This is a genomic window from Actinophytocola xinjiangensis (assembly GCF_001921215.1).
GTDB classification, from domain to species: Bacteria; Actinomycetota; Actinomycetes; order Mycobacteriales; family Pseudonocardiaceae; genus Actinophytocola; species Actinophytocola xinjiangensis.
The window spans coordinates 130,363-147,200 of record NZ_MSIF01000014.1 but is presented as its reverse complement, the minus strand read 5'-3'; the positions used below and the strand labels follow the sequence as shown (position 1 = coordinate 147,200).

General features: G+C 71.9%; 13 protein-coding genes and 2 pseudogenes. 2 read left to right on the top strand and 13 right to left on the bottom strand.

All coding sequences use genetic code 11. The annotated features are described in order from the left end of the window. Window positions 1–4 precede the first annotated feature (4 nt). The 11 genes and pseudogenes from folE to dacB all read right to left on the bottom strand — a co-directional run. A pseudogene (gene folE, locus BLA60_RS26105) lies at window positions 5–352 on the bottom strand (GTP cyclohydrolase I); the annotation flags it as partial. Window positions 353–874: 522 nt separating this feature from the next. After that, window positions 875–1,132, bottom strand: a pseudogene (locus tag BLA60_RS26100) (GTP cyclohydrolase I); the annotation flags it as partial. 45 nt (window positions 1,133–1,177) lie between these two features. Beyond that, window positions 1,178–3,538, bottom strand: a complete 2,361-nt coding sequence (gene ftsH / locus BLA60_RS26095) for an ATP-dependent zinc metalloprotease FtsH (protein ID WP_075135637.1) — start codon at window positions 3,536–3,538, stop codon at window positions 1,178–1,180. Between the two features lie 208 nt (window positions 3,539–3,746). Further along, complete coding sequence (locus tag BLA60_RS26090) at window positions 3,747–4,487, bottom strand: ESX secretion-associated protein EspG (protein WP_075135636.1); 741 nt, start codon at window positions 4,485–4,487, stop codon at window positions 3,747–3,749. Further along, the gene (locus tag BLA60_RS26085; protein WP_075135635.1) at window positions 4,477–5,850 is read right to left on the bottom strand and encodes a hypothetical protein; all 1,374 of its coding nucleotides are present in this window, start codon (window positions 5,848–5,850) and stop codon (window positions 4,477–4,479) included. Before BLA60_RS26085 ends, BLA60_RS26090 begins: the two co-directional genes overlap by 11 nt. 19 nt (window positions 5,851–5,869) lie before the next feature. Next, window positions 5,870–6,442, bottom strand: coding sequence for a DUF3558 domain-containing protein (locus BLA60_RS26080; protein WP_075135634.1), 573 nt, complete (start codon window positions 6,440–6,442; stop codon window positions 5,870–5,872). Beyond that, complete coding sequence (locus BLA60_RS43595) at window positions 6,439–6,810, bottom strand: hypothetical protein (RefSeq protein ID WP_075135633.1); 372 nt, start codon at window positions 6,808–6,810, stop codon at window positions 6,439–6,441. The genes BLA60_RS26080 and BLA60_RS43595 overlap by 4 nt, the downstream gene beginning before the upstream one ends. 106 nt (window positions 6,811–6,916) lie before the next feature. Continuing rightward, window positions 6,917–7,471 carry a hypoxanthine phosphoribosyltransferase gene (gene hpt / locus BLA60_RS26070; protein WP_075135632.1) on the bottom strand — a complete coding sequence of 185 codons (555 nt, stop codon included), beginning with the start codon at window positions 7,469–7,471 and terminating at the stop codon, window positions 6,917–6,919. A 16-nt stretch (window positions 7,472–7,487) separates the two neighbouring features. After that, window positions 7,488–8,441 (bottom strand): tRNA lysidine(34) synthetase TilS, encoded by a 954-nt coding sequence (gene tilS, locus BLA60_RS26065; protein WP_075135631.1) that lies wholly within the window; start codon window positions 8,439–8,441, stop codon window positions 7,488–7,490. Continuing rightward, the gene (locus BLA60_RS26060; protein ID WP_075135630.1) at window positions 8,417–9,496 is read right to left on the bottom strand and encodes a zinc-dependent metalloprotease; all 1,080 of its coding nucleotides are present in this window, start codon (window positions 9,494–9,496) and stop codon (window positions 8,417–8,419) included. The genes tilS and BLA60_RS26060 overlap by 25 nt, the downstream gene beginning before the upstream one ends. Before the next feature lie 56 nt (window positions 9,497–9,552). Then, window positions 9,553–12,201, bottom strand: coding sequence for a D-alanyl-D-alanine carboxypeptidase/D-alanyl-D-alanine endopeptidase (gene dacB / locus BLA60_RS26055; protein ID WP_075135629.1), 2,649 nt, complete (start codon window positions 12,199–12,201; stop codon window positions 9,553–9,555). A 77-nt stretch (window positions 12,202–12,278) separates the two neighbouring features. On the opposite strand from dacB, the gene BLA60_RS26050 reads away from it, so the two are divergent. Then, complete coding sequence (locus BLA60_RS26050; RefSeq protein WP_075135628.1) at window positions 12,279–12,776, top strand: inorganic diphosphatase; 498 nt, start codon at window positions 12,279–12,281, stop codon at window positions 12,774–12,776. 59 nt (window positions 12,777–12,835) lie between these two features. Here the strand turns inward: BLA60_RS26050 and BLA60_RS26045 are convergent, their stop codons facing one another. Both BLA60_RS26045 and BLA60_RS26040 read right to left on the bottom strand, forming a co-directional pair. Beyond that, window positions 12,836–14,443 carry an MDR family MFS transporter gene (locus tag BLA60_RS26045; protein WP_075135627.1) on the bottom strand — a complete coding sequence of 536 codons (1,608 nt, stop codon included), beginning with the start codon at window positions 14,441–14,443 and terminating at the stop codon, window positions 12,836–12,838. Then, on the bottom strand, window positions 14,444–15,004 hold the full coding sequence (locus BLA60_RS26040; RefSeq protein WP_075135626.1) for a MarR family winged helix-turn-helix transcriptional regulator: 561 nt from the start codon (window positions 15,002–15,004) through the stop codon (window positions 14,444–14,446). Window positions 15,005–15,183: 179 nt separating this feature from the next. On the opposite strand from BLA60_RS26040, the gene BLA60_RS26035 reads away from it, so the two are divergent. Next, a complete protein-coding gene (locus BLA60_RS26035) occupies window positions 15,184–16,749 on the top strand; it encodes a glycoside hydrolase family 10-like protein (RefSeq protein WP_075135625.1) in 1,566 nt (521 codons plus the stop codon). Window positions 16,750–16,838 lie beyond the last annotated feature (89 nt).

Genomic DNA, 16,838 nt, shown 5'->3' with positions numbered 1-16,838 from the left:
GGGATCACCTTGTCCGGCCGCGGATCAGGTCCAGTGCCTCGGACCGGGAGGTGGCCGACGAGCGCAGCATGCCGCGCACCGCCGAGGTCGTGGTGCGCGCGCCCGGCTTGCGGATGCCGCGCATCGCCATGCACAGGTGCTCGGCCTCGACGACGACGATCACCCCGCGCGGCTCCAGCTTGCGGACCAGCGCGTCGGCGATCTGGGAGGTCAGCCGTTCCTGGACCTGCGGGCGTTTGGCGTACAGGTCGACCAGGCGCGCCAGCTTCGACAGGCCGGTGACCTTGCCCTTCACGTTCGGGATGTACCCCACATGGGTGACACCGTGGAAGGGGACGAGGTGGTGTTCGCAGTTGTGCGTGAGGTGGCCGGCGACCAGGAACGTGGGGTGCGGGTCGCAGGTGAAGCTGTAGACCGTGAACGGCGAGTCGCCCGGCGACTCGAACGGGCGCACGGTGGTCACCGGCAGCCAGCGGGACTCGGCCAGCTCGGTGTGGTGGGACTCCTTGGCGAACCCGTGGCGCAGCCACCAGTCGTCGCCGCCGGCCGGTTCGACCGGGCGGCGGCGGGGCAGCGCCAGCGACAGCGGGCGCGAGGCCAGCGCGCCGGGCTCGGTCCACTCGATGGCGGTGCCGGCCACGCCGGCCGCCTCGGCCCAGCCGTCGGGGGTGGCCAGCGGATGGTCGGGGGTGACGACGAAGCTGCCGCCGTCGGTGACCACCTCGACCAGCTGGCGCGCCGGGCGGGTGGTGATCCGGGTGACGGTGGTCGTCTCGGCGCGGCCCTCGGCCAGGGTCCACAGCCGGTCACCGACCCGCACGTCGGCGGCGTCGCACGGCCCGCCGACCGCGTCGACCGGTTGACGCCCCGGCAGGCACGTCGAGTACGTGGGAATGTCGGTGACCAGCACCAACTCGTCGTGGCACTCGTCGAACGTCTTGTCGAGCACCGTGTCCGGGTCGGTGTACAGGCCGGCGAACATCTCCAGGTAGGCGCGAGCGACCCTGGCCGGGGTGTCCTGTAAACCCTCGCGGTCGGGGTCCTCGCCGCAGGCCAGCAGCAGCTCCCGCACGGCCTTCTCGGCGCGGGCGTGGTCGAACACCGGAACGGACCCGCTGTCGTGGTGATACAGCGGGCCGCCGGTCGAGCTGTCAGCCGTCAACTGTGCCTCCGGGCGTCAGCGCCCAGCATCCCACTCCGGGCCCCGGCCCCGCTCATCCGGATCGGTCGGTCCACCAGGTGGGCCTCCCGGTCCACGCTGATCACGACCACGGTCGTCCTGCGGCTGGTCCCACGCCGGCCGCCACGGCTGCTGACCTGGGTTGCCGCCGGGCGAGGTCGCCGGGGTCCACCCGGGTGGCGCGCCGTAGTTCGGCGGGCCGGAGCCAGGGTTGGGCTGGCCGTACGGGCCCGGTCCCGGCTGGCCGGGGTAGGGCTGGCCGTACGGGCCGGGCGGCGGGTGCGGCAGGCCGTTGGGCACCGTGCCGTTGCCGCCGGGCTGGGCGGTCCCCGGGTGGGGCACCCCGCCGGGCAGGTCGCCCGCGCCCTGCGCGGTGCGCACCGGCGTCGGCTCGGGCTCCTCCTGGACCGGCGGCCACGGCTCGCCGCGCTCCTTGGCCAGCTCGCCGGGGGTCTTGATCGGCGGCTTGTCCGAGGGCGTGCGGCCGCCGAACTCGTTGAACGCGGTGATCCGGGGGCGCTTCTCGACGTTGGAGAAGATCCGCTCCAGGTCGCGGCGCTGGAGGGTCTCCTTGTTCAGCAGCTCGATGACCAGGTTGTCCAGCACGTCGCGGTAGGTGTTGAGCACGTCCCACGCCTCGGTGTGCGCGGCCTCGATGAGCTTGCGCACCTCCTCGTCGATCTCGTGCGCGACCTCCAGCGAGTAGTCCGGCGCGTGGCCCATGGACCGGCCGAGGAACGGGTCGCCCTCGTCCTTGCCGTACTTGACCGCGCCGAGGCGGGCGGACATGCCGTACTCGGTGACCATCGCCTTGGCGATCTTGGTGGCCTGCTCGATGTCGCTGGACGCGCCGGTGGTCGGCTCGTGGAACACCAGCTCCTCGGCCGACCGCCCGCCCAGGGCGAACACCAGCCTGGCGATCATCTCCGAGCGGGTCATCAGCTGCTTGTCGTCCTCGGGCACGACCAGGGCGTGGCCGCCGGTGCGTCCCCGGGGCAGGATCGTCAGCTTGTAGACCGGTTCGAGGTCGGGCATCGCCCACGCGGCGAGCGCGTGCCCGCCCTCGTGGTAGGCGGTGATCTTCTTCTCCTTCTCGGAGATGATCCGGCTCTTGCGGGCCGGACCGCCGATCACCCGGTCGACCGACTCCTCCAGCGCGGCACCGTTGATCATGGTGCCGTTCTGCCGGGCGGTGAGCAGCGCGGCCTCGTTGATCACGTTGGCCAGGTCGGCGCCGGACATGCCGACGGTGCGCTTGGCCAGGCCGTCGAGGTCGGCGTCCGGGTCGAGCGGCTTGCCCTTCGAGTGCACCTCGAGGATGCGCTTGCGGCCCATCAGGTCCGGTGCGGAGACCGGGATCTGCCGGTCGAACCGGCCGGGGCGCAGCAGCGCGGGGTCGAGGATGTCGGGGCGGTTGGTGGCCGCGATCAGGATGATGCCGCCGCGCGCGTCAAAGCCGTCCATCTCGACCAGCAGCTGGTTGAGGGTCTGCTCGCGCTCGTCGTGGCCGCCGCCGAGGCCGGCGCCGCGCTGGCGGCCGACCGCGTCGATCTCGTCGACGAAGATGATGCACGGCGCGTTCTGCTTGGCCTGCTCGAACAGGTCACGGACACGCGAGGCGCCGACACCGACGAACATCTCGACGAAGTCCGAGCCGGAGATCGAGTAGAACGGCACCCCGGCCTCGCCGGCGACCGCGCGGGCCAGCAGCGTCTTGCCGGTGCCGGGCGGGCCGTAGAGCAGCACGCCCTTGGGGATCTTGGCGCCCAGTGCCTGGTAGCGGCCGGGGTTCTGCAGGAAGTCCTTGATCTCGTAGAGCTCCTCGACCGCCTCGTCGGCACCCGCGACGTCGGCGAACGTGGTCTTCGGCATGTCCTTGGGCAGCTGCTTGGCCCGGGACTTGCCGAAGTTGAGCACCCGGTTCCCGCCGCCCTGGACGTTGTTCATCATCCACATCAGGAGGATGAGCAGCAGGCCGAGCGGGATCAGGAAGATCAGGATCTGGGTGAGGAAGTTCTCCTGGGTGACCTTCGCGTCGGAGACCGTGCCGTCCTTGGCGTCGTTCTGCAACGCTCGGTAGATGTCCAGGGACGCGGCGGCCGGGTACTGGGTGATGATCTGGGTGACCTTCTGACCCTCGACCTCGATCGGCTCACGCAGGGTGAGCTTGAGGCGTTGCTCCTTGTCCTCCTGCTCCGCCTCTTTGACATTGCCGTCCGTGATCTGGGTCACAGCCTTGGAGGTCTGTACCTCGGTGTAACCGCGGGTGTCGTCGAACAGCATGCTGATCAGGAAGTAGAGCAGCAACACCACCAAGATCCACACCAGCGGGTTGCGCAGCAGGCGCTTGCGGTCCATCAACTTACGGCCGCGGCGCGGCCCGACCCTCCCTGACTTGCTGTAGGGCAATGGCGCCCATTACCCGGCCGGACAAGGCACTCCGGTCAACCCAGCGTACCGCCCACACAAAAGTGCCCACGTCGCGAAGTGCCCGGCGTGGAGCCCTGCTCAACACAACGGTTACCCGGGCGAATCGGTTCCCTACACCCCGCCGCAGGTCAGGGGGCTATCGCCGGTCGGAGGTCACCTCCGCGACCAGTTCACCGAGGCGGTGGCGCAGCGTCGCGGCGTCGGTCGGGGCGATCGTGGTCCAGCCGTCACGGGTCTGGGTCAGGTACCGGCCGCTGACGTTGTCGAACCACGACAGCACCGGCGAACGGCGCCGCCCGCGCATGTCCGTGCGGCTGTTGACCGCCAGCTGCCCGCCCCGCCGGTTGGCCATCCCGTTCAGCTTGACCAGCGACTTCCGGTCGACGTCGCTGACCCGCGCCGGGCCGCCGGCCGACACCAGGGCCAGCTCCTCGGCTGGCATCGAGATCGACTGCTCGGTGCCCCGGGGCGCCGCCGGCAGCAGGCCGACGATCGCCGAGACCAGACCGTCGCGCTGGATCGGCGCCAGCCGCAGCTCCTGCTGGTGCTGCACCGCCAGCACCGCGCCCGCCCGGCCGGCCGCGGCCAGCGCCAACACCGGCTGGGCGGCCAGTTCCGGCAGGAAGATCGCGTCGATGCTCAGGTCCGGCTGGGCCAGCGTGCCGAACCAGTCCTCCAGCTCCGGCTCCAGCCGGCCACGAGGGTCGATCAGGCCGTTCGCGACCAGGTCCTCCCGGACGCGGCGGCGCAGCGCGTCCCGCTCGTCCACGGTGGCGCCGTGCGAGCGGGACTCGAGCGGGTAGGGCAGCTCACCGACGCCGAGGGCCTCCCACAGGAAGTCGACGGCCAGCGGCCCGAGGCGCCGCTCAGGCGCCATCGTCGTCGCCGCCGATCACCGACGGCGCACTGACCTGGTCGTTGCCGAACGCGCTGTCCGGGTCGCCCTCGACCAGGTAGGCGGGACGGTCGTGCTCGTCGTCGTCGTCGCCCTCGGCACGCCGGCCGCCCGCGCCCATGCCGCCGCCGGGACCCATGCCCCGCCCGCCGCCGGGAGCCATCCCCGGACCCAGGCCGCGCGCGGCCGGACCCTGGCCGGAAGCCGGGGCGCCGCCACCGGCGCCGGTACCGCCCGGACCGCCCAGCCCGGTGCCGCCGAAGTTGCCGAACGCGCCACCGAAACCGCCGGCACCGGCCGCCGGCATCGACGGGCCGCCGGCACTCGGGCCGAAGGCCGGCCCCGTGCCGGGCGCGACCGGCGGCGCGGAGGTGGGCGTGTAGCCGGAGGCCGAGGTGCCGGGCAGGGTGCCCGGGATCGTCAGGTCGTCGATCTCCTCACTGGCGAAGCCGGGCCCGTTCGAACCGGGGTGGCCGGCCTGGCCGCCCGGGTTGACACCGACGTAGCCGCCGGTCGGGCCGCCGGTGGAGGTGCCGCCGCCGGACGAACCGTCGCCGGTCTGCGGGATCTGCACCAGGGCGCCGTGCACCGAGCCGCTGCCGCCGGCCGTCGGCTTGATCCGCCCGGTCGGCGGCGGGACGAAGCTGGGGGTCTGCGCGTCGACCTCCGACATGGCCTTGGTGTAGGCCTGCAGGTAGCGGATCTGCTCGCGCTTGACCTCCTTGGCGGCCTCGTCCTGGGCCTTCAGGTCGGCCTGCATGGCGGCGGGCCCGCCGGCCATCCCGGCCCGCAGCGCCTGCCCGGCGTCGAACTCGCGGGGCGGCGGGAGCTCGCGGACCGCGGCCGCCGCCGTGGACTGGCGCGACATCTGCACGCCCATCATCTGCGCGGTCTGCCCGGCCTGGCCGGCCGCCCTGGCCAGCGGCGCGAGGGCGCCCCTGGCCGAGTCGGAGGCGGTACCGGTCCACGCGCCCTCGATGGCGGTGACCGCCTCGAACAGGCCGTTGGCCGCCTCGGCGAGCCGGTTGCCGCCGTCGTTGAACGCCCGGCCGAGCGAGTCGGCGGTGTCGGGGGCGTTGTCGGTGGTGGCGAAGGCGTAGAGCTGCTGGCTGGAGAAGCCGTCCCAGTTGGGGACGTTGCCGATGACCCGGTCGTCACCCATCCGGACGTCGTCGGACAGCTCACCCGACTGGGTCGCGATGGCCGAGTGCCGCGCGAGCTCCTCGAGCCCGGGGAGCCACTGCCCGTAGGGGTTCTCGTTGTCGCCCGAGTAGTCCTGGGTGTCGTAGTGCTCGTCGTTGTTGTTGCCGTTGCTGTTGCCGCTGTTGTTGCCGTTGGGCGCCATGGCGCTCCCCCTTTGTTCCCTACAGGTCCTTGACCCTCGGCACGACAATGGCCGCGAACTCGTCCGCCACCACACACGGGTCGTACTTGCCCTCACCGGCCGACAGCGGCGCCGCGCTGGCGCCGACGAGGTTGTCACTGGCCGTCTCCACAGCGATCTCGCAGGCGTTGATCGACGCGGTCCGCACCTTGATGGCCGGCACGCCGGCGACGGTGGTCTCGGTGACGGTGACGTCGTCGCTGGGCCGCACGGTGGCCAGGTCGCGCCCTTCCTGCAACCGGACGACCAGCGAGGTCTCGTTCGACCAGGTGCAGATGGGGTGGCCGTCGCTGATGCTGTTGCCCGGTCGGCCCGGGGCGGCCGCGCCCATGTCCTCGGCCTCCTCGGCGGTGAGCAGCCCGCACAGGTCCGACAGCGAGTAGTCGCCGGACTCGTCCTCGCTCGACGGCGGACTCCCGGCCTCGGCGGAGGTGCTCGCCGGTGGGTCGGTGGCGGCCGGCTCGCCGGCCGTGGACTCACCCCCGCAGGCGGTGAGCACCGTGAGACCGGCGGCGCCGAGGAACAGCGCCACCTTCGTCACGGCACGGGTCACGCCTGGCGCCCGTAGTTGTCGGCGAAGTCGTCGTCGATCTCGATGTAGTTGTCGATGCTGCGCCGCAGGGCCTCCTCGGCCTTCTGCGTCTCGTCGAGCAGCAGCCGCAGCGCGGCGGTGAAGGAGTCGGAGCCCTCGTAGCGGCCGACGGACTTGCTGGCCATGGCCTGGCCGACCGGGTTCGCCCCCAGCCGCACGTCCCAACCCCCACCGCCGAAGCTGGTGCCCTGCAGGAGCGTGATCAGTTCGTCCTTGACCTTGGTGATCTTGTTGAGGGCGTCCTCGGCGGCGGCGGCCTCGATGGTCACCTGGCCGCTGGCCGCGGCGCTGCTGAACGCCGTGACGGCGCTTCCGACTGACTCGTACACCCGATGCTCCCCATGGTGTGGCCGGTTCACACCGCCTCCGTGCGGCGCTCCACCGAAGTCGAGATTATCTCACTGCCCCTACACCCGGGAACCGAATGACGCAACGTCAGGAGGAGTACACCTTGGGATCCAGCGTGCCGATGTAGGGCAGGTCGCGATAACGCTCCGCGAAGTCCAGCCCGTAGCCGACGACGAACTCGTTGGGGATCTCGAAGCCGACGTAGCGCACCGGCACCTCGACCTTCACCGCGTCCGGCTTGCGCAGCAGCGTGCACACCTCCAGCGAGGCGGGGTTGCGCGACTGGAGGTTCTTGAGCAGCCAGGACAGTGTCAGGCCGGAGTCGATGATGTCCTCGACGATCAGCACGTGCCGGCCGGCGATGTCCCGGTCGAGGTCCTTGAGGATCCGCACGACCCCCGACGACGAGGTCGCCGAGCCGTAGGAGCTGACGGCCATGAACTCCATCTGCACCGGCACGGTCAGCGACCGCGACAGGTCGGTCATGAACATGACCGCGCCCTTGAGCACCGCGACCAGCACCAGGTCGTCGCGATCACCGCGTTCCGGGTAGTCGTCGGAGACCTGTTTGGCCAGCTCCCCGATCTTCTCGTGGATCTCCTTCTCGGTAATCAGCACGGAGGCGATGTCGTCGCCGTACACATGGACCCCTCTCCACTCACCCGGTCACCACGAGCCTGCCACGTGCCCGGCTGACCTCCAAGCCGCCGGGCAGCCACACACCGCCCTGTCCGTGCCACTCACCGATCAGCGCGTCGACCGACCGGAGGTGGGCGTCGGTGAGTTCCCGTACACCGGCGCCGAGGAGCCATCGTCGCAGCACGCGGCGGCGCAGTGCCGGCGGCTCCCCCGCCAGGCCCGCGACCTCCAGCGGACCGTCGCCGGCCGGCCGCTGACCGGCGAGCGCGTCGAGCGCCTCGGCGTCCTCGCGCAGCTGCGCGGCGGTCCTGGCCAGCGCCGGGGCGACGCCGCCGTTGAGCACATCCTCCAGCAGCGGCAGCACCTCGCGGCGCAGCCGGACGCGGGTGTAGGACGGGTCGGCGTTGTGCGGGTCCTGCCACGGGTCGAGCCCGAGTTCGGCGCAGGCGGCGGCGGTGGTGGCGCGCCGCAGGCCCAGCAGCGGCCGCCCCCACGGCGGGTCGAGGCGGCGCATGCCGGCCAGGGAGCGGGGGCCGGAGCCCCGGCCGAGGCCGAGGAGCACGGTCTCGGCCTGGTCGTCGAGGGTGTGGCCGAGCAGCACGAGACGGTCGGGCGCGGCGGTGCGTAAGGCGGTGTAGCGGGCGCGGCGGGCGGCGGCCTCCGGCCCGCCGGGGCCGTCGACGTCGACCGCGAGCACCCGGACCTCGACGCACCCCAGGTCGCGCAGCTGGCCGGCGGCGGTGGCGGCGACGGTCGCCGAGCCCGGCTGGAGCCGGTGGTCGACGACCAGGCCCAGCAGGTGGGTGCCCCGGCGTCGCGCGAGCTGGGCGGTGGCGGCGGCGAGGGCGAGCGAGTCGGCCCCGCCGGAGACGGCCAGCGCCACGGCCGGCGGGTCACCGGCCTCGTCGAGCAGTGACCGCACGGCCCGCCGGACGTCGTCGAGTGGGCTCACGGATGGACGCGGGCGACCCAGGCCGCCGGGTCGCCGAGTTCGGCGCGCAGCGGCAGGGTGTCCGGCGAGGTCCAGATGGCGTTGAAGCCGTCCATGCCGACAGCGTCGACGACGTGGCGGGTGAACGCGGCGCCGACGGCGTACTGCTTCACCTTGGCGTCCACGCCGAGCAGGGTGCGCAGGATCCGGTCGAGCACGCCGCCGCCGCGCCGCCGCGCGGTGAAGCGGGCGCGGATGGTGGCGACGGTGGGCACGACGGTGGGGCCCACGGCGTCCATGACGTGGTCGGCGTGGCCCTCCAGCAGGGTGGACAGCGCGATCAGCCGGTCGAACACGGCGCGCTGGCCGGGGGTCTGGAGCATCTCGACGATCCCGACCGGGCCGCCGCTGGAGGTGGTGTCGTCGTCGGAGCGGCGGCGCAGGGTCTTGATCATGTCCGGCAGGCGGTTCATGGCGCCGCTGGCCGTCTCGTCCAGGCCGGTGAGGAAGTTGCGGACCTCGCCGGAGAAGTAGTCACGCAGCCACGGCACGGCGGTGAACTGGAGCCGGTGGGTGCACTCGTGCAGGCAGACCCACATCCGGAAGTCCTCGCCCGGCACGTCCAGCGCGCGGTGCGCGGCGACGATGTTCGGCGCGACCAGCAGCAGCCGGCCCTCGCCGCCGCCGAACGGGTCGTACTGGCCGAGTACCCGGCTGCCGAGGTAGGCGAGCACCATGCCGGCCTGGACCCCGGCGCTGCCGGCGAGCACGCCGCCCATGGCCCGGTTCGGCGTGTTGGCGGGCAACGCGCCGTCGGTCAGCGCCGCCAGGCCCTCGGCGGCGGCGGCGACCCAGCCCCGCCGGTCGACGACGTCACCGGGCAGCAGCGGGAGCCCGGCGCCGAGGCCGGTCAGTTCGCGGACGTGACTCTCGGCGACCCCGGTGACCTCGCGCAGCTGCTCGACGGTGCGTTCGGCCTCCTCGCGGGGGACCACCGGACCCGGTTTGACCAGTCTGTTGGCGGTGGCCACGGCGATGCCCCAGTCGACAGGCTCGCGATTCCCCGTCGACTCGTCCGATTCCGCGGCAGCACTCACACCAGCGACGCTACCGGACGAATCGCACGGTGGCGCCACGGTGGCGCCATGGTGGCCTATCCGCAACCACAGCCACGCAGGGTGGCGGCGATGGCGTCGAGGGCGGGGCGGGCGCTGGAGTCGGTGTCGCCGGTCATCAGCGCGAACACCATGACCCGGCCGTCCTGGTTGAGCACGACCCCGGCGAGGGAGTTGACGCCCGAGAGCGTGCCGGTCTTGGCGCGGACGTAACCCTTGCCCGCCACGGCTTCCTGGGTGCCGTAGCGGTCGTCGAGGGTGCCGCTGCCGCCGGCGACCGGCAGGCCGCCCAGCAGCGGGCGGAGCTTGGCGGTGCGGGGGTCCTCGCCGTCGGGCGCGGCGGCGACGGCGAGGATCTCGCCGAGCAGCTTGGCCGGCACCCTGTCCTCTGTGGACAGTCCACTGCCGTCGGCGAGCACCACACCGTTGATGTCGAACCCGTTGTCGCGCAACACGTCCAACGTCGCCTGGCTACCGCCGTCGAAGGAGACCTCCTTGCCGGCGGTGTGCGCGACCTCGCGGGCGATGGCCTCGGCCAGGACGTTGTCGGAGGTGCGCAGAATGGTGTCGACCAGCTCGACCAGCGGCGCCGAACGGACCTCGCCGAGGACCTTCGCGCCCTCCGGGGCGGTCTGCTCGGCGGAGGTCGGCACGCTGGCGCCGATCCGGGCGGCGAACTCCTCGGCCAGCGCGCGGGCCGGGTTCGCGGTGCGGGTGCCGTTCTGCGCGGTGGCGTCCGAACGGCCGCCGTCGAGCATCGCCGGGACGATCGGCGTGATGTACCCGGCGGCGATGTCGGCCGGCAGCCAGCCCCTGGCCGAGCTGTCGCCGGCGAAGCGGCTCAGGTCGACCTGGACGGAGTTCACCGGCGTGCCGGCGGCCTTGACCTGCTCGACCAGGTCACCGAGGCGCGCGGCGCCCGGGTAGACCGACTCGACGCCATCCTTGAGCGAGGACAGCGTCGGGTCACCGCCGCCGACGATGATCACCGAGCCGGGCTCGGCGCCCTCCACGACCGTGGTGCTGAACTGGGCGGTGTGCTCGACGCTGAGCAGCGCGGCGGCGGCGGTGAGCAGTTTGCCGGTCGAGGCCGGGGTGAGCGGCGTGTCCGGGCTGGCCTGCCAGAGCGTCTCGCCGGTGGCCGGGTCGACCACGACGCCGGTGAGCGTGCCCAGGGCCGGCGAGGACGCCGGGCCGGCCAGCGCGGCCTGCACCCCGGCGGCGCTGGGCGCCGGCGCGGCACCGTCGGGCGCCCGCAGTCCGGGCTGGAACTCCACCGGCGGCGCCGGCGGCTCGACGACGACCTCCGGTTCGCCGTCGGTGATCCCGAGCTTGTCCGACAGCCCCGGCACACCGAACACGACGCCGGCCGCCAGCCCCAGCACGGCGACCACCGCGACCAGGGTGATCACCAGCCGCCGGCGGTTGCCCGGGGTCGGGGTGTCCTCGTCGGTGTCGGGCTCGTCGGGCGGCGGGGTGTCCTCGGCGCGCGATTCGGCGCGTGGCTCGGTGCGTGGCTCGACCCGCCACGGTGCCGCGCGGGGCGGTTCGGGCGGTGGCCACTGGTCCTGCCGGCCGGGTTGGACCGGTTGGACGCGCACGGTCGCCTCGCCGGGCGGGCCCTGCTGGAACGGCGGTCGGGGCGGGTCCGGTCTCCTCGGGTCGGACCAGGAACGCTCGTCGCCCCTGAGCCGTCCCGGCCAGAGGTGGGCGCCCTCGGGCCGCGCGTCGCCGTCGAGACGCGCGGCGAGGCCGCCAGGACTGTCCGGTCTGTCCGGGTTGTCGGCGGGGCCGCCGAAGCGGGTCGTCCGGTCACCGGGGCCGTCCGGGCGCTCCCGGGTCTCCGCGGGTCCGCCGAACCGCGCCGTCCCGTTACCGGGGCCGTCCGGGCGGAACCCACCGGGACTGTCCGGGCCCTCCCGACCACTCGCGGCCGGACCACCGAAGCGCGCGGCCCCGTCACCAGCCCTCTCCGGACGGAACCCACCGGGGCTGTCCGGGCCACGCCCCGCCGGCCCATCGAAGCGCGGCGGCCCGTCACCGGCCCCCGCCGGACGGAACCCACCGGGGCTGTCGGGGCCTTCCCGGCCGCCGGCGCGCTCGTCATCGGCGCGCTCGTCGAGACGCGTCGTCGCGGAGCCGGGGGCCCAGGTGTCGGGCCGGTCGTCGCCGACGGTGCCGGTGGGGCCGGGCGGGGCCGAGTCGTCCCAGTAGGCGCCGCCGGCCGGTTCGTCGTCGGCCGGGGAGTCGGGCGGGGTGTCGGGCGGGGTGTCCTTGGCGGGGCGGAACTGGTCGTGGGAGGGCGGTTCGGCGGGTGTCCCGTCGGCCGACGGCCAGGTCCTGGCGGGTTCGAACAGGCCTCGGTCACCCGCTGCCGGCGGCGCCGCGTCGTCGGCGGGGGAGTCCGCCGACGAGTCGGCCGGGGAGTCGTCGGTGGCCGACCCGAACCAGCTGGAGTGGTCCTCCGAGGACTCGCCCGGCCAGGCTCGTTCAGTCCCGTGAGACTTGTCACCCTGTGTGAGACTTGGCTCATCGTCGTCGGCCCCCGGCCAGGGGCGGTCCGGTTCCGCCTCGGTCGGTGCTGGCCAGGCCGGCTGCGCCTGACCAGCGGACGAGTCGTCCGTCGGGCCGGTGACCGGCGTCCCGTCGTCGTCGACGGTCGGCCAGCCATCCCCTGACTGCGGCACGTGCCCTCCCCGGTGTGATTCCCTCCGGTGCATCACACTAATGGCACCGCAGGAGGAGCCGACTTGAGCGAGGCGCAGTGGAGTTCGACGTAACGATCGAGATCCCCAAGGGGGAGCGGAACAAGTACGAGATGGACCACGTCACCGGACGCATCCGGTTGGACCGGACCCTCTTCACCGCCACGCAGTACCCGGCCGACTACGGCTTCGTCGAGAACACGCTCGGTGAGGACGGCGACCCGCTGGACGCGCTCGTCCTGGTCCAGGAGCCGACCTTCCCCGGCTGCCTGATCAAGTCCCGCGCCATCGGCATGTTCCGGATGACCGACGAGAAGGGCGGCGACGACAAGGTCCTGTGCGTGCCGGCCGAGGACCCGCGCACCGAGCACCTGCGCGACATCCACCACCTCGCCGAGTACCACCGCCTGGAGATCCAGCACTTCTTCGAGGTCTACAAGGACCTCGAGCCCGGCAAGAGCGTCGAGGGCGCGACCTGGGTCGGGCGCACCGAGGCCGAGGCCGAGATCGTCCGCTCCTACCAGCGGCTCAAGGACGAGGGCATGCCGGTGCACTGACCGGACGAGGAAAGGCCCCGCGCCGTGCCGGCGCGGGGCCCCACCTCTCCCCTGGGTCCTCAGTGGACCTTCGCGGTGGTCTCCTCCGCGTCGGCGGCGGCCCGCTCGATCCCGGACTTGTCCGAGAGCGGAACCTCGCGCAGGAACCACATCAGCAGGAACCCGATGGCCACGACGATCCCGCCGACGGTGAACACCGTGCTCACCCCGGAGGTGAACGCCTCCAGGATCGGCCGCGCCTGCTCGGGCGGCAGCGTCGCCAGGAACGACGTGTCGTTCAGGTCGACCCCGCCACCGCCACCGCCACCGCCGACGGCCGGCAGGTTGTTGAGCGTGACGGTGAACAGGATGGACAGGAACACCGCCGTGCCAACGGTTCCGCCGATGGACCGGAAGAACGTCGCCGACGAGGTGGCCACGCCCATGTCCTTGGCCGGCACGTCGTTCTGGATCGCCAGGATCAGCGTCTGCATGCACAGCCCGAGGCCCAGCCCGGCCAGGCCCATGATCAGCATGGTGACGCCGAGCGCGGTGTCCACCCCGATCCGCGCGAACAGGAACATCGACACCGACACCACGGCCAGGCCGGTGAGCGGGAACCGCTTGTACCGGCCGGTCCTGGAGATCAGGATGCCGCTGCCCATCGAGGCGACCAGGATGCCGGCGGTCATCGGGATGGTCAGCAGACCGGACTCGGTCGGTGTCGCACCCTTGACGATCTGCAGGTACAGCGGCAGCGACATCATCATCCCGAACATCCCGAGACCCATGATGAAGTTGATCAGGTTGGTCAGCGAGAACACCGAGCGGCGGAACAGCCGCAGCGGAAGTAACGCCTCGTCACCCATGGCCCGTTCGACGAGCAGGAAGGCGACGATGCCCACCGCGCCGATCCCGAACATCGCCAGCGAGGTTCCCGATCCCCAGCCCCATTCGCGGCCCTGTTCGGCCACGATCAGCAGCGGGACCAGTGCCAGGGTGAGCGCGCCGGCGCCCCAGTAGTCGACCCGGTGGTTGACCCTGGTGTGCGGCACGTTGAGGAACTTCGCGACGACGAACAGCGCGACGATGCCGATCGGCACGTTCACCAGGAACACCCAGCGCCAGCCGTCGATCCCGGCGAAGGTGCCGGCACCGGCGAAGAACCCGCCGACGACCGGACCGGCGACGCTGGAGATTCCCCACACGCCCATGAAGTAGCCCTGGTAGCGGCTGCGTTCCCGGGGCGGCACCAGGTCGGCGATGATCGCCAGCGCCAGCGACATCAGACCACCGGCGCCCAGGCCCTGCACGGCGCGGAACGCGGCCAGTTCGTACATCGAGCCCGCGACCCCGGAGAGCACCGAGCCGACCAGGAACAGGGTGATCGCGGACAGGTACATCGGTTTGCGGCCGAGGATGTCGGACAGCTTGCCGTACAACGGGGTCGACAGGGTCGAGGTGATCAGGTACGCGGTGGTGACCCAGGCCTGGATGGTCTGGCCGTGGAGCTGGTCGGCGATGGTCTTGGTGGCCGACGCCATGATCGTCATGTCGAGGGCGGCGAGCAGCATGCCCAGGATCAGGCCGGCGAGCACCGTGAGGATCTCGCGGTGCGACAGTGCGGTTGGTCCCCCCTCGGACGAACCTCTCACCTCGCTCGCGTCGCGCGAGGTTGGTTGCGACATCTAGTCCTTCTCCCCTTCGGAACGCGCTGTGGCGCATTCGCTGATCATCGTTGGTAGCGCGCGTTCGTGGTCGACCACGAAGCGCTCAAGCAACTCGAGGAACTGGGACACGTCGTCGGGTTCCCACTGCGTGACCACCTTGGCCAGGGCCATTCCCACCCGGTGCCGCTGGCGTTCGAGCATCTCGACGCCGGCGGTGGTCGGCGCGAGCACGCTGGCCCGGCCGTCGGCCGGGTCGGCGCGGCGCTCCACCAGCCCGTCGCGGACCAGGCCCGCGACCTGGCGGGAGACCGTCGACGGGTCGGAGTGGACCGCGGCGGCGAGCTCGCTCGATCGGCTGGGGCCCAGGGCGACCATCGTCTTGAGCAGGACGATCGTCGACCGGTCGACACCCGATCGGCTCATCTTGTGACCCAGCGTCGCCTGTTGCTTGCCCAGAGCGAAGATCGCCCCGGCCAGCCGGCGGCCGACCTCGGCGTCGGGGCCGGTGTCGGGGTCGGTGGTGGTGTGATCGGGTTCCGCCGGTGGTCCGGATCGAGCGTGGGCGTCCGGAGCGACCATGGCTTCTCCAACCTTGCTTGCAGCATCCAAGTAGTTGCTCGATACAAGCATGAACCGCTGACGGGCGGGTCGACAACTGAATAATCTGTGACCCCGGTCGCTTTCGGGATGGATTCAGCGACAATCCAGACAAACTGGTGGGCTTCCCTGGCGGTGCGCGAGCCAGCAGACTCTCGCCCATGCGCCGAGTCGTCCGTGCACTACTGACCGTTGCCGTTGCCGCCGTCGCGCTGACCGTGCCGCCGGCCGCCACCGCCGCCCCACCGACCGATGGCCGTGACTGCCCCGCTCCCGATCCCCGAACACCCAAGCGGCAGCTGCGCGCCGAGTGGATCGCCAGCGTGTCCAACATCGACTGGCCCTCGCGCCCCGGCCTGACCGCCGACCAGCAACGCGACGAGCTGACCGGCTGGTACGACGAGGCGGTGGAGCTGGGGCTGAACGCGGTGGTGGTGCAGGTGAGGCCGACCGCCGACGCGTTCTGGCCCTCGCCGTTCGAACCGTGGTCGCGGTGGCTCAGCGGCACGCAGGGCACGGACCCGGGCTACGACCCGCTGGCGTTCGCGGTGACGGAGGCGCACGAGCGGAACCTGGAGTTCCACGCCTGGTTCAACCCCTACCGGGTGTCGATGACCACGGACGTCAACGCCCTGGTCCCCACCCACCCCGCCCGAGTGAACCCCGACTGGGTGATCCCCTATGGCGGCAAGTTGTACTACGACCCGGGCCTGCCCGAGGTCCGCGACTTCACCACCGACGCGATCATGGACGCCGTCACCCGCTACGACCTCGACGCCGTCCACTTCGACGACTACTTCTACCCCTACCCCGTGGCCGGCCAGACCTTTGACGACGCCGACACCTACGCCGAACACGGCGCCGGTTTCGACTCCCTCGCCGACTGGCGCCGCGACAACATCGACCAGCTCATCGAGGGCCTGTCGACCAGGATCCGCGCGACGAAACCCCACGTCCAGTTCGGCGTGAGCCCGTTCGCCATCTGGCGCAACGCCTCCACCGACCCCACCGGCTCCCCCACCCAGGGCGGCGTCCAGACCTACGACGACCTGTACGCGGACACCCGCAAGTGGGTCCGTGAGGGGTGGCTGGACTACATCGTCCCCCAGGTGTACTGGAACATCGGTTTCACCGTCGCCGACTACGCCGCCCTGGTCCCCTGGTGGTCCGACGTGGTCACCGACACCGACGTGTCCCTCTACATCGGCCAGGCGAACTACAAGGTCGCCGATCCGGCCCAGGCCGCGCCCTGGCACAACCCGAACGAGATCAGCGACCACCTGACGTTCAACCGCTCCCACCCCGAAGTCCAGGGAGACATCTACTTCTCGGCCGTCCAGGTCCGCGAGAACGCCCTGTCCCACATGGACATCGTCGCCCGCGACCACTACACCACCCCCGCCCTCACCCCCACCCCCGACCGCCTCGCGGCCAAGGCCCCCCGCCGCCCCGTCATCACCAAGGCCACCCGAACCGGGACCGGCGCCCAGCTCCGCTGGGTGAGCACCGACCACCGCACCGACGGCTACGCCGTGTACCGCGTGGACGGAACGTCGGCCCACTGCGCCACCACCGACGCCCGCAACCTGATCGCCACCACGACCGGCCGAACGACCACCTACACCGACACCACGGCGGCCAAGGGCAGGAAGTACACCTACGTCATCACCGCCCTGGACCGCACGAACAACGAAAGCACCCCCAGCAACCCCAAAACCCTGAAATAGGAAACCCACACCCCGCAACCGAAACGGCGACACAGCGAACGGACACGAACCAACACGCCGACCATGACCGCAAGCACCACGAAACCAAC